Origin of the sequence: Photobacterium japonica (assembly GCF_050337005.1) — a bacterium.
Lineage (GTDB): Bacteria > Pseudomonadota > Gammaproteobacteria > Enterobacterales > Vibrionaceae > Photobacterium > Photobacterium japonica.
In genome coordinates this window covers 1-12,473 of record NZ_JAKJSN010000092.1, presented here as the reverse complement: position 1 = coordinate 12,473, position 12,473 = coordinate 1, and the positions used below count along the sequence as shown (strand labels likewise).

The window sequence follows — 12,473 nt, the reverse complement described above, 5'->3', positions numbered from 1 at the left end:
CTCTATATTTCATCACAAGCATTAAAGAAAAATAAACAGCGAAAAAGTAAATTGTAAACTTAATAAAGTTCACTTCCCAATTTTCAGGCTTTAGCTTTTCTTTATATTCATTTACTTTTGACTGTCTCAATTTAACCAAATCAAACCCACTTTTGAATTGTTTTAATGCATTTGTTACAACTTCATTTTTAACCGACGGCAACATAGGCACATAATCACGATTAAAAATGTAAACATCTGGTAAGCTTGGGAATTTTTCACTATCAGCGACATCCGACAACTGTTTTAGCTTGCCACAAATTTTAAAATCCAACCCACTTGAAGATTCACATTCTAAATACTGAAAACGTCTAACAGTATCTTCATAAAATGTTACAGCATGTTTTTCATCCAGAACACTACCCTGATAATATTCATTGTAAAATAAATTTTTACCCGCTGAATATGCTGTGATCACTGATAATAAAACAATAAACACATTAATCAACTCAACTTTTTTTATTAATAGCAATGATGCTGGTCTAACGGTGACAAATAAGTAATAGAAAATCAAGAAAGAAACAATGATGACAAAAAGTACATTTGGAAAAAATTGACTAAAGAAGTCCATAGAAATCGTCCTATCAAATTAAAAATCTCAGAATCTACTGAGGAGATACGGACGAAGATACGCCCCAAAAAACGAGGCGTCAAGATTTTTTTATAAAAACCCAAGATAGATTGTATAGCACACACACAAGCAAGGCAAGTTTTTTTTCAGTTTTGAGAATTTTTTTCGCAGCAACGGAACGCAAGGCGTTCCGTTCACACTACCCCATTCCTCTGATTTCCTCTGCCCTTTCAAGCAGTTCTTTCAAAATATCCATCTTGTGTGTAGAAAGTTCTTTCTTGTGATCTGCTACAACCAAACACGCTAAGTAATACCCCAAATCAGCCGTGTTCTTCCCTGATGTACTTTGGGCAACGGCATCAATGATGAAATCCATAACGTCCATAAACCGATCGGTGTTTCTGTCTTGCATTACAAACCTCTCTCACCAGAGAACTGTACAAATATACAGTAGTTTTGCTGTAGCTGTACAGTTCCTGAGTTTTAAGGTAGTCACAAAATCATATCTACACTCATTAACCATCACATACACATATGCATCAAGTTGATCAATGATTACCTATTCTGTATTGTTAGCAACTTTATTTGTTAAGGAGTCTTTATAATGGCGTACATCGAATGTAAAAGCTGCAATTTCAAAGAAGAAGCAAACAAATCTTTCTTTTTAAAAGTATTAGGTGGCACTTTTGTTGGCGGTGGCTTTTGGGCTTGGGTTACCTTCTTCTTTGCGGGTACAGGATTTGCTTTTGCAATCTGTGTAGCAATTGTCACTGGTGGTGTGGCTCTCTTGGCATTCTCAGATGAGATAACCCAATGGGTATCAGAGAGATACGATTGCCCAAAGTGTAATAAACGTGCATGGCGATTAGTTAAAGACTAACCGCACTAAATCACCGCCTCATTTCACAATGAGGCGTTTTTATTGCCTCTAGTCCCCATATCTTCAGCATGCACCAACGTCAGCAACTGATCCCTATCCTCTTGCTCAGCAACTAGCTCGTACCTATTCAAGAACGACGACCAATAGTCCAAGCTCGTTCGCTGCTGGGGAAGAGTATCAACATAGCTTCGCCAGTAACTCCGTTGCTGCTGTAAGGTGTTCGCCATCTGCAGCCGAAGCATGCGGTTGTAATCAATATCCAGCTGAACCTTATCAAGGTAATCATGCAAATAGGCTAACCGTGCCATTTGCTCATCGGATAAATCCACATCCTCTCGTAGCTCTCGGTATTCAGACTTCAAATCCGAGAGTATTGCCGATCTCTCCCTCTCCAATTCTTCTTTAATCGATTCGTTCCGACCATTAGCCTGCCACTGCCGGCAATTGAAAGCCCAACCCAAAAAGTTATCAAAATTCTGCGTGGCGTTTTCCCCTGTAAAGGTAATCTGATAATGACCGGTAGCTATCACGCCGCACTCCCGCCGTGCTGTTCTGGCTTGGCTGATCTCATCATCTAACGAAAGCATACGTGATTTATGCTTTTCAATTAATGCAGCTCGTTTTTCTTCTGGCAGCTTTTTGTTGTTCTTGGCAATCGCATGCAGCTTCTTAGTATGCTTTAACTTAGAATGGGCTCGCAGCACCTGTTCGTCATAGTGGGCATATTTACGCGCTAACTTTTCTTCGCATTCGGCTATGATTGCTGCCATATTGTCGGCCTGAAAGCTGGCTATATCCTTCCATCCTTTCGCCCGAGCTATTGCACTGATGCCGTAGCGGTTACCGCGAATTAAGCCTTGATTACCATCACTCCCTTTCGCTGCATACCCCACTGCTTTTACAAGATAAGCAGCCCCCGCTTTGGCATACTTAATACGTTCTAGTTTGGCAAAACCATTTCCCCAAATGCGCTCAAGCCTCGCCGCCCAGGCATGGAAATGTGTTTTCGGCACTTGCCAACGCATAAGCAAGTGCACATGCGGATTGGGTTCACCATCATCATTGGCTGGCATTTCCGCCACCCAGCAGTAATCCAAAGGAACGGCGCACTTTTTATACGTATCATTAGGCATTTCCTTCCAGCGTGGGTTTTGATGGATTTTATCTTTACTGTCCCCACGTCGGATCGGCGTGAAAGGCCCATCAGCAACAACCCTCCCACACTTCTCACCCGCATATTTGACGCGTTCTTGCCCTCGCTTCACCCTTGCTGGCATAAAATCGGGTACCCATCCTCGCTGGTAAGTTTTCTGCGCCAAGTCAATGAAGCGGCTCACCTCATTCCCGATCGATGAATCAGGACAATAATCTCTTATCTTCGTCCACGGCCCATCAGCTCGAACGCTGGTTGCACCAAGATCAAACACCGCTTGGCCAGTGAAGTCCGTTTTCCCCGTGGCTTTTATTTCTTCCATGTTGATGGTTGCTATTTCCCCCGCCTTTCCCATGTCATCCAACCATGAAAATGCCCCATCTGCTTTTAATCTACACGGCTCTCGGCCATGGGGACTCATCACGACAATCGTGCCGGTGACTCCTGGCTTTGTGCGGTTCTTGGTTTGAGGCTTACTGGTGAGAATGCGCTCTCGCTGTTCATCACTGAATGTGAGGGTGGTGAATGTGGTATATCCCCCACGAAGCACTTGAACATAAGCGCCTGATTCAAAAATTTTTCTCACGGCACGTTCGGTCAGTTGCTCAGTGAAGCGATCACCAGCTTGGGTTGGCGGCGCGGCAGATGTTCTGGCTTGAGCCTCAATTCTAATTCGCCACTCTTGTGACCAATCGCGATGCTGTAGTCGAGCCATCACCGGCGCGTTCTGCACGAAGCCATGTGCCTGCAAGCATTTCACAGGATCCTTCTCCCAATCCAACGCGATGGGACTGAAAGACAGAGGCTTAACGACATCAAACGGCTTCTGTGTGCCATTCAAATTACGCGGCAAACGTTTTAGCAAATGATTCCACTTGGTGAGCCGATTGCGCTTACCTTGCGTGGCCACTGCCGCCCTTTTTTGGGCGACGTCCTCCGTTGTCGGACTTTTGCGCCGCTGGACAAGGCTATTATCCCCAGCCGCTTCGCGACTGCCCTGCGGGGCTTGTTCAGGTGGAAGTTTCGGATCGAAATAACGTAAAGCATGTTTCAGCACTTTATCGTCAGAGTGATCCTGCAGATAAAATTCCGCTTTATTAATATGGTTCGGTTGGGCACCAGTGAACTGACGAATTTCTTGAGACGTAAAATTGCCGGGCATTGGCCCGGCTGATTTTTTGTTTTCCGTTGTGGTAAAGATGTTGCTCATTAAACCAACTTCCCTATTGCCTCACTCGCCCAGATTTCAATAAACTCTGGCGTTAGCTTATCTTCTAGCCCATCTGGAAATGTGGCTGTAATCCCCCACCCCCACAGTGATGGCGGGGTGAGTTTCAACTCAACAACAAACGCATTAACAAGACTGTTGTAATGCCGAGGGGTTAACGTGACTTCACCGTGGGTGGTTTGGAATGTTTGTGTGGTCATAGTTTCTCCTTCACCTGAAAAGGGAAGTAGCAATGCCTCTCCGCTGCATATTGACCACCGGCTTGGAAGCAAATCTTCAGCAACAGGCGTTCTTTACCACGAACTGTTTTCTTCACAACCTTCTGTCCATGTGTTGCATCCCATAGACTGATGCCTAACACGCGCTCGATATTGGTGATGTCACCACTTGTGAAACAGACATAACCCTTACCTTCTGGATGCTTCAGCGCATTCAAAATGGATTGCATATCTTCGATTGCCTTGAGCTCTTTCTTATTTAATTTCATAACTCAGCAAACTCCTGCGTATCGCAAATCAGGAAACCACCCGCGTTCTCGCCTTTCAGCAACACACCCTTTTTAGCGTGAGTGCATTCCAATTGAAGGCAGGCGTTTTCGATGGCTTCTTCACGAGAATCAAACTCTCCCAGCTGCAGGTTCATCACCTCTTCCGTTTTGGCATTGCGGGTGATGCCACCGTCTACGCCAAGAAATACCGCGAGATAATTCATCATGCTGTTCTCCCCAATTCCTTGAGGTCTTTTTTCAGATCTATCTCAGCTTGCTGCAGCAGCTGGATACCCATCGTGAAATTGCAACGTGTTGGGGTTGGCTGTGAATTGACTCTTTCAAACAGGATCGGTGCACGTTGTGCCAAGTCCGCGTCATTAGCAAAGGCATCAAGGCGGGCTTTTTGCAATACACGAATGCAGCTACGAATAGCCGTAAGCTGATTCAGATAATCGGCGCTATTTAAGCGAGGCTGAGCGGATAAATAACTATCAGCCTCTTTAACCATCGCAAGGGATGCATCAACCTGGCGTTGAGCATCTGCCGTCGAACGGCCTGCAACTGAAATACTACCGAGTGCACAATCAATACAATCGGCAGACTCTTGCAAACCGTCACGCAGCATCGTAATGAGTTGATTGGTTGAAAGGCTCATGCTGCCACCTCCACCTTATCTTTGGCTTCAGCAATCAGCTCTATCAGTTTATCTTCGGCGGCCAAGATCTGCTCAAGTGCATCTTCATCCAGATCAACATAGACACTAAAGGTGTAAATATAATCTGATGATTGCTCGTATCGACAACCAAGTGGAGCCGCATTAATATCAAAACAATTCGCATTTGGTGAGTAGTTAGCATGAATATATAGAACGTCATGATTTAACATAGCGAGCTGCATAATCCCCAACATCGCATCATGGCAATTGCGCTGACCGGTTGAGATATTCGGCTTATTACGCTTACGTAGGTTAGCTGCAAGCTGGCCAGATTCACTGGCGAGCTGCTCAGCTATCCTCATAAGGCTACCCTGATAATCTTTAGGTTCTAGCGTGATGGTTTGGCCTAATGCCAACAAAATAGACTTCTGACTGAGTTCTAATAATTTCGCATTTTCGGCTTGCTCATCCTTAATGCGTTGCATCATTTCGAGTGTTTCGGCGCGAACGGATTTGGCTTCCTCCAATACTTCCAGTGCTGTTACGGTTTGGTTATCCATGGTCTTCTCCTAACCTTTAGACGAAAAAAGTACCCAGCGAACTGGGCTAACACATCGAGCGGCTGACTAATGGAACTCAGATAAAGGGCAAGACTGCAGGTTCTTGAGTGACTCACCCAACTTATTGATGGTGCGGTGTAACTTGGCACGGTCGACATCGTTCATGTCGGCCAATTTCATTGATACGTGGTTGCGGCTTAATCGCGCCCCAAAACACAATGTCGCGCGTACTTCTTGTGGCAGATGGTCATACATCATGCCGCCGCGTGATTGGGCATTAAATAATGCATGGATATTTGCCAACGACTCGGCCGCAGATGGCGCAGCAGGTTTTGCTTTAGCTTGTGCCATGGTGACTCTCCTTATACCAATCCGGGAATGGGTAAACCGTTCATCACAACTTCGGTACACATAGACACAAACGGTGTCGTTCCCTGACAACGGTTCTCTACTTCACTCATTAGCATCACCAGTTCACGCATTGCGTCTTGGGCTTTGCTAACAATTTCATCTTTCTTGCGGCGTGTTAGCCGCTGATCACTTTCGGCTTCACAAAGGCTTCGACTAATGTCGCCAGCACAGGTATTGATAGCCATTGCTGCCATAACAGGTGGCTTGCCGTGGGTGTTACGGGCTGGCAGCCTTACTGCAGTCATGTCCAACTCAAGCAACACGCTATTGACTAGGCCTTCATTACCGCTGTGCTTACTGATTGTCACCAGTTCGCGCACGGTCAATTGGTGCGGCTGATTGGGGTTCAGCTTGTTGCGAAGCATTTGAGGCTTCATTGCAACGTCGTTTGCGATTTGCTCAAGACACTCTTGTTCTGCAAATCGGATACAGGCTGCGTCAAATGCGTCTTGTTTGGGCTGCTCAACTGCATACATTGAATAACTTCCCCACTGTGCAATTATTCAAATGAAGAACATGCGCACGCGATGACAGCAAACTCGCAGTAAATTCGACACTTGGCGAGATGCAGGTTTCACTTGCGCTTTGCTTGGTTGCATAAACACGCCCGGCTTCACTTCAATGAATCCACCAAGATGGCCATTGAGGGTGATAGCTGGCATGGGGTTTGAAAGGTTGCATTTGCGTACACGCATTAGGCCACCCGCTGCTCTGCTTCACGCATCGCGATTTGGTGCATGGCATGCATGTTGATAAGTGGCTTCTCACGTGGCAGTTCTTTCTTTTTGATGATGATTTTTCCTTTACGGATGTAATCGATGATGGTCTTTTCCTTCATCCCCGTAAGGAGGCTATAGCGTTCCACTGTGACAAAAGGTGACTCAATCGCTACGTTAAATTGGCTCATAGTGATATCCTTGAGAGTTGAATTCGTCTAACTTCGGTTTACATCAGTCAGATTACTCACCATCTGACGACATTGACTATGGTAGTTCTAATATGAGTATGAATCAAGCCAAAATACCGCCATTTGACTACAGCGGAGGTAAGGATTTCACAGACAGACTATTAAATGTGACAGGGGCAGCAAACTTAGTTGTTCTTTCTGACTTAATAGAGGTACCAAGAACGACGATTTCGACTTGGCATCGACGCAATATGACTGCTTATGAGATTGTGGTTCGAGTTTGCCTAGCGACTGGTGCATCATTGAAGTATGTCGCTTTGGGTGAAGGGGAACCATTTGAAGACACTTCAACACCTGTTGATACATCAGTTCCCATAACAAAAGAGTTCATCAGTAATGGCATGCTTACTGAAAATTCTGTAATGACGTTTGATAAGACATTATTGGGTTACTACAACCTAGATGCTGAGCAAACAAGGCTGGTTGAGTTAGATTCTGAGTTGATGTTGATTAATACATCTGAAACGAATCCAACGTCTGGTCGTTACCTTATTGATATTGATGGTTCTGTATCTATCAACCAGATGCAAAGATTGCCAGGTCAAAGGTTAGCTCTTAGTTTTGGTAGTTCTTCGGTTGAAGTGGCTGAAGGTGATATCAAAGTGCTTGGGCGCGTTGTGATGACAATGGCAAAGGCATGATTTTTGAAATTATTCATATGATAAATAAGGATTATTTATGACAGCTGAAGTAGCCGTATATAATAGATCAGCTATTTCGCTTGCAGCCGATTCTGCAGCATCAATAAATGGAGAAAACTCTAACAAGGTCTTTAATAATGCTGAGAAACTCTTCGCATTAACAAAAAAACACCCAATAGGGATAATGATACATGGCTCAAGTCAGCTTAGCGGAGTTCCTTGGGAGATCATAATTAAGCAATATCGAAAGGAATGTCAGAATGATTGTTACGATAAATTGACTGATTACGCCAATAATTTTTTTAATTTTACACAACAATTCTATAATCAAATTTCAACTCAATTAAGTGAATTTGAACGTAATAGCTCAATAGAATTATCATGCATTAATTCAATTGAAAAAATCGCTGATTTATCAACTGATTTTACCGATGACGGACATACTTTAGATGAGGCTTTTTTAAAAGCTGCTTTATTACTACTCGATGTGACAAGTAGCATAGAATTGTTTGATAATTTTGATGAATCAGACACAATCATACTTTCAGATGAAATTAGTGAGTTTGTAACATCCCTATTAGATGAGTATGAACTAAATTTAGATTCAGAGTGTTATGAATCTGTTTTAAAATACTGTTCAGAACAAGCACTGAAACCAGACCCATTTACTTTTGACTTCACTGGTGTCGTCTTTGCTGGATATGGCGATAAAGAATTCTTTCCTAGCACATTTTCATTTGATGTCCATGGAATGTCTTTAGGTAAACTAAAAAAGTCATATAATGAACGAAACTCAGTTAGTGATGGTAGTTCAGCAGGGTTAATTGCTTTTGCCCAAAGAGCTGAGGTCGAATCTTTTATGCAGGGAATATGTAATTCAACAGCAATCAAATATGAAGAATTATTCGAAAGCTACAGGAACAGTATAAAAGAAGCTGTAGAACCAATAATAGCAAAAATTCCAGATAAAAAAGTAAGAAAAGAAGTAGAGAAAGAATTCACTCGAGCAGAAATCACTAAATGCCGTCAGTTAAATAACAAATTTCAAACATATGTACAACGTGAACATGTAAATAAAGTTGTAGAGATGATTGAACACTTACCAAAGAATGAACTCGCTTATATGGCAGAGTCTCTAGTAAATTTAACTGCATTCAAACGAAAAGTATCAAACGGCCTAGATTCAGTCGGTGGACCTATTGATGTAGCCGTCATATCAAAAGGGGAAGGTTTTGTTTGGATAAAAAGAAAGCATTATTTCCCCGGAGAGTTGAATAAAGATTACAAACCCTAACAAAAAAAGAGCACAAAGTGCTCTTTTTTTAACTAGACTATGTGATTAATTAGCTGTTAGCTCTCTTTCTTGCTCATCACGTACTCGAATTCCTCTTTCCCGGGCAGCATCTTCAAAGCGTCTTTTCAGTTCATCTTTAGATAGCCCGCGGAAAGATTCCATTCTTCTAACTTCAACTTCGTCACGATCTGGGTAACGACTTAACAAACGAGCTCTAGCTGCAGCAATACGTTGTGTTCTATTCATACCATAGTCCTCCTAACAACCAGTATAGTTTTTACTACCACCAAGCGCAATTAATACTCATGTCATCAATGCGGTATGGTTCACCAATTTCAACATCACTAGAAAGGTGAACATGACTCTCTAAATCGAGTTCACGCAGCAACTGAGTATAGACCTCAAGTGGCTTAGATCCGTATTCCTCTGTAATTTTTAGTATAGGAATATAGCGCTTAGACGATTGATACCTTTTGATTGCCCTTGCTAAGGCCTTTTGTGGTTCTAACCAAACCAAGCCAATCGATACATCATAGTCAAAGCCTTTCAGTATTGTATATAGCCTCTTAATTGAGTCCGCCTTTGAACCAATCTTAGGTATTACCATATTGGCATCTTCGCTGAGGCACTTTGCAAACAATCCATCAAATTCTGACATTGCAATATCATCAGACTCTTCATGAGTCCAACTGGCACCATTCGGAAATGCTAGCTCTGGAAACTTTCTCTTAGCAAAATCAGAGTCAACAATGTAAGCACCTTGCATATCTGACATAACTTGTGCAACTGTTGACTTTCCTGATGCAGGTAACCCTAATAGAATGATTGCTTTTCTATTATACCGAACCCGATTCCTTGGCTTACAACCACCAAATCCGATCTTAATATCATCATCGTTCTTGGGGATTGTATGATTTACCAGCTCATCTAGTATTTTTTGCCTAATCTGTTCCCTTTCACCATCACATTCAATAAGCTCATGGAACTTAAAAGTACTATCTAGATGCTCAATAAGAGCTATCTCTCTAGCAAGAACCATTCGTTTATACACATCATCTTCAATTTGATTCTGTTGCAATAGGTCATCAAACATCAGAATCTCATCAAAAAAATCATTTCCTAATGAAAATTCGCTACCTTTAGCTAACTTTTGCAGCAGAGCGTCATTTGAAGTCGTCGTCGGCTCTACATCATCAAAAAATTCATGCAATCGCTGGTCCAAATTTTTTCCTTAAGCTCATATACATCAGCTTGATTATCATACATTCATATCCGAATTTTTATACATTTCGGAATATAACTTTATAAATCAGTTAGTTTTTCGATTCAACTCACAACAAAATTTATATCTTATGAAAGCAACAGTGATCAAACTTAAGCCCTAAAATGATTTGTTTTTTTTCAATTCTGATGTATGAAGAAGCTAAAACAGATCATAAGAAACTTCCCAACAATACATCTATTGACTATTGCTTTATAACACTATTCACCTCTGATACCTGCTCTGCTAACCTAACAAAAACACTGGATATAAACACAGGTATCTAATGGCGATCCGAAACCTAAAAGACAACAACAAAAAACCGTGGCTCTGTGAGTGCTACCCACAGGGCCGAACCGGTAAACGCATCCGCAAGCGCTTCGCCACCAAAGGCGAAGCGCTTGCTTTTGAACGCTTCACTATGAACGAGGTGGATGATAAACCTTGGCTTGGTGAGAAAGACGACAATCGCTACTTACTGGACGTGGTCGACAGATGGTTCACGCTTTACGGCATCAGTCTCATGCAAGGCCATGTGATTCACAGCAAAATGCGCCATATGGCTGAAGCCATGGGAAACCCACTGGCCATCAAGCTAACAGGAAAAATGTACGCTGAATATCGACAGCAACGTTTAGCCGGCAACATTAACTTTGTTGATCGCCGTTGGCAGAAAGATCGCGTCAGTGTTGCCACTTGCAACTCTGAACTGGCTCGCTTCAAAGCCATTTTTAATAAACTGCGTGAACTTGGTGAGTGGACGGCCCCTAACCCACTGGAGCAAATCAAACCGCTAAAAGAAAAAGAGCGGGAAATGTCTTTCCTGACGACAGAACAACTTCACTTACTGCTTGCGCAGGTAGCCTTACACCCAAACCCGGACATGTTGAAAATCATCAAGCTCTGTTTATCAACAGGGGCAAGGTGGAATGAGGTCGCTTTAATGCGCGGCAGCCAGCTATCACAATATAAAGTGACTTTCACTAATACCAAGAGCGGAAAAAACCGAACGGTTCCGATCAGCAAAGCCCTTTATGATGAAGTCTATAAACCGACATCCGGCAAACTGTTTGAGCAGTGCTACACGCCATTTTGTTACTTACTAAAAAACAAATTAGACCTAGATTTGCCAGTTGGCCAAGCATCGCATGTTTTGCGCCATACTTTTGCCAGCCATTTCATGATGAACGGCGGAAATATCCTTGTGCTTCGCGACATTCTGGGTCACGCTGATATCAGTATGACAATGCGTTATGCGCACTTTGCCCCCGAGCACCTTTCTGAAGCAATCACCAAAAACCCCCTGCACAATCTCACCAATCACAGCTCATAATAGTGGCGACAAAATGGCGACGTTCGTCGTCATTACTCACTAATATGCCATAATATTCGGTTTTACAGCCACTTATAAGCCATTGATTTCAAATTCAAGCTATTGATTTTCAAGGTTTTATATGTTTTTTATGTAATTCTACGGCATGTCTAGCCAGAGCGCGATGGACAAGCACTCAGGCGGCGTAGCAACTTACCGCGCGGCTGAAGGTAAAACCGTGCTATTGCCTTTCCGTGGTTCGGTTGATTTCACCATCCAAGACATCATGGGCGGCGTACGCTCAACCTGTACGTACGTTGGCGCAGCGCAGCTGAAAGAGCTAACTAAGCGCACCACGTTCATCCGCGTACAAGAGCAAGAAAACAACGTGTTTGGCAAAGAGTGATTTCAGACTTTCTGAAATGACAAGATAACGTTGATAATAGATTGATGAAAGGCCACTTTTTAGTGGCCTTTTTCATTATGTTTCTTGTTTCATGACTGAATACGCAGCCCAATAACCTCATCGTGCTTAGTAAACCTTACTTAACCCCTTGCGCCAATCCGGCTGACTATCCTCAAATGCCCAGTACGTTTCCATTGTTTCAATTTTGTCTGATACAAATGTAAATATACTGGTGGCATAAAAGCTATTTGGGCAAGAGGGACTGGTAACGTAAACAATACTGATCACTTTGTTTGAATCCGTGCTCTCTGCATACCTGACTTCAAACGTCCAATCTTTACCAAACACCTCATTGACGGCAATAAACTCGTCGATACTTTCGTAGTATTCTCGGCTGGTTGGCCATATAACTTTTAATTTTTCGTTAAACAGCGATTTAGAGCTTTCATAGTCGCCGGAGCTAAATATTGACCAAAGATGTTTAACGGTATCAACTTTATTCACATTTCTTTCCTTGTTATGACAATATTAGGGTGTGTCCCTTAATTATTTGCACCATCGTTATAGGTCCAAAATTCGTGAAAGCAATCAAAATGGCGATGAAC

At 42.8% G+C, this 12,473-nt stretch carries 19 protein-coding genes and 1 pseudogene; 5 read left to right on the top strand and 15 right to left on the bottom strand.

What is annotated here, in order from left to right; genetic code table 11:
- Together L4C36_RS22775 and L4C36_RS22770 are read right to left on the bottom strand one after the other, a co-directional pair.
- Positions 1-610 (bottom strand): hypothetical protein (locus L4C36_RS22775; RefSeq protein WP_428480064.1); only part of this gene is annotated, 610 nt, incomplete at its 3' end.
- Between the two features lie 199 nt (positions 611-809).
- Entirely contained in the window at positions 810-1,022 is a 213-nt protein-coding gene (locus tag L4C36_RS22770; protein ID WP_428480063.1) for a hypothetical protein, read from the bottom strand.
- A gap of 192 nt (positions 1,023-1,214) precedes the next feature.
- Between L4C36_RS22770 and L4C36_RS22765 the strand changes: the two genes are divergently transcribed.
- A complete protein-coding gene (locus L4C36_RS22765; protein ID WP_428480062.1) occupies positions 1,215-1,490 on the top strand; it encodes a hypothetical protein in 276 nt (91 codons plus the stop codon).
- Between the two features lie 23 nt (positions 1,491-1,513).
- Here the strand turns inward: L4C36_RS22765 and L4C36_RS22760 are convergent, their stop codons facing one another.
- The 10 genes from L4C36_RS22760 to L4C36_RS22715 all read right to left on the bottom strand — a co-directional run bounded on the left by L4C36_RS22760 (position 1,514) and on the right by L4C36_RS22715 (position 6,894).
- Positions 1,514-3,853 carry a hypothetical protein gene (locus L4C36_RS22760; RefSeq protein WP_428480061.1) on the bottom strand — a complete coding sequence of 780 codons (2,340 nt, stop codon included), beginning with the start codon at positions 3,851-3,853 and terminating at the stop codon, positions 1,514-1,516.
- Complete coding sequence (locus tag L4C36_RS22755) at positions 3,853-4,071, bottom strand: hypothetical protein (protein WP_428480060.1); 219 nt, start codon at positions 4,069-4,071, stop codon at positions 3,853-3,855. The genes L4C36_RS22760 and L4C36_RS22755 overlap by 1 nt, the downstream gene beginning before the upstream one ends.
- Positions 4,068-4,358 carry a hypothetical protein gene (locus L4C36_RS22750; RefSeq protein ID WP_428480059.1) on the bottom strand — a complete coding sequence of 97 codons (291 nt, stop codon included), beginning with the start codon at positions 4,356-4,358 and terminating at the stop codon, positions 4,068-4,070. Before L4C36_RS22750 ends, L4C36_RS22755 begins: the two co-directional genes overlap by 4 nt.
- Complete coding sequence (locus L4C36_RS22745; protein ID WP_428480058.1) at positions 4,355-4,585, bottom strand: hypothetical protein; 231 nt, start codon at positions 4,583-4,585, stop codon at positions 4,355-4,357. Before L4C36_RS22745 ends, L4C36_RS22750 begins: the two co-directional genes overlap by 4 nt.
- Entirely contained in the window at positions 4,582-5,016 is a 435-nt protein-coding gene (locus tag L4C36_RS22740) for a hypothetical protein (protein WP_428480057.1), read from the bottom strand. Before L4C36_RS22740 ends, L4C36_RS22745 begins: the two co-directional genes overlap by 4 nt.
- Positions 5,013-5,576 carry a hypothetical protein gene (locus L4C36_RS22735; RefSeq protein ID WP_428480056.1) on the bottom strand — a complete coding sequence of 188 codons (564 nt, stop codon included), beginning with the start codon at positions 5,574-5,576 and terminating at the stop codon, positions 5,013-5,015. Before L4C36_RS22735 ends, L4C36_RS22740 begins: the two co-directional genes overlap by 4 nt.
- A 66-nt stretch (positions 5,577-5,642) precedes the next feature.
- Positions 5,643-5,927, bottom strand: coding sequence for a hypothetical protein (locus L4C36_RS22730; protein WP_428480055.1), 285 nt, complete (start codon positions 5,925-5,927; stop codon positions 5,643-5,645).
- 11 nt (positions 5,928-5,938) lie between these two features.
- Positions 5,939-6,463 carry a phage regulatory CII family protein gene (locus L4C36_RS22725; RefSeq protein WP_428480054.1) on the bottom strand — a complete coding sequence of 175 codons (525 nt, stop codon included), beginning with the start codon at positions 6,461-6,463 and terminating at the stop codon, positions 5,939-5,941.
- 27 nt (positions 6,464-6,490) lie between these two features.
- Positions 6,491-6,682 carry a hypothetical protein gene (locus L4C36_RS22720; protein WP_428480053.1) on the bottom strand — a complete coding sequence of 64 codons (192 nt, stop codon included), beginning with the start codon at positions 6,680-6,682 and terminating at the stop codon, positions 6,491-6,493.
- A complete protein-coding gene (locus L4C36_RS22715) occupies positions 6,682-6,894 on the bottom strand; it encodes a hypothetical protein (protein ID WP_428480052.1) in 213 nt (70 codons plus the stop codon). Before L4C36_RS22715 ends, L4C36_RS22720 begins: the two co-directional genes overlap by 1 nt.
- A gap of 92 nt (positions 6,895-6,986) precedes the next feature.
- Between L4C36_RS22715 and L4C36_RS22710 the strand changes: the two genes are divergently transcribed.
- The gene (locus tag L4C36_RS22710) at positions 6,987-7,595 is read left to right on the top strand and encodes a helix-turn-helix domain-containing protein (RefSeq protein ID WP_428480051.1); all 609 of its coding nucleotides are present in this window, start codon (positions 6,987-6,989) and stop codon (positions 7,593-7,595) included.
- Positions 7,596-7,632: 37 nt separating this feature from the next.
- On the top strand, positions 7,633-8,889 hold the full coding sequence (locus L4C36_RS22705) for a hypothetical protein (protein ID WP_428480050.1): 1,257 nt from the start codon (positions 7,633-7,635) through the stop codon (positions 8,887-8,889).
- 45 nt (positions 8,890-8,934) lie between these two features.
- Here the strand turns inward: L4C36_RS22705 and L4C36_RS22700 are convergent, their stop codons facing one another.
- The gene (locus L4C36_RS22700; protein ID WP_428480049.1) at positions 8,935-9,135 is read right to left on the bottom strand and encodes a hypothetical protein; all 201 of its coding nucleotides are present in this window, start codon (positions 9,133-9,135) and stop codon (positions 8,935-8,937) included.
- 34 nt (positions 9,136-9,169) lie between these two features.
- On the bottom strand, positions 9,170-10,111 hold the full coding sequence (locus L4C36_RS22695; RefSeq protein WP_428480048.1) for an AAA family ATPase: 942 nt from the start codon (positions 10,109-10,111) through the stop codon (positions 9,170-9,172).
- A 325-nt stretch (positions 10,112-10,436) separates the two neighbouring features.
- Here L4C36_RS22695 and L4C36_RS22690 point away from each other — a divergent pair, with 325 nt between their 5' ends.
- Both L4C36_RS22690 and L4C36_RS22685 read left to right on the top strand, forming a co-directional pair.
- Positions 10,437-11,483 carry a phage integrase gene (locus L4C36_RS22690; protein ID WP_428480047.1) on the top strand — a complete coding sequence of 349 codons (1,047 nt, stop codon included), beginning with the start codon at positions 10,437-10,439 and terminating at the stop codon, positions 11,481-11,483.
- 136 nt (positions 11,484-11,619) lie between these two features.
- Positions 11,620-11,868 (top strand): annotated as a pseudogene (locus tag L4C36_RS22685) (IMP dehydrogenase); the annotation flags it as partial.
- A gap of 126 nt (positions 11,869-11,994) precedes the next feature.
- On the opposite strand, the gene L4C36_RS22680 reads toward L4C36_RS22685, so the two are convergent.
- Complete coding sequence (locus L4C36_RS22680) at positions 11,995-12,372, bottom strand: hypothetical protein (RefSeq protein ID WP_428480046.1); 378 nt, start codon at positions 12,370-12,372, stop codon at positions 11,995-11,997.
- Positions 12,373-12,473: the final 101 nt, after the last annotated feature.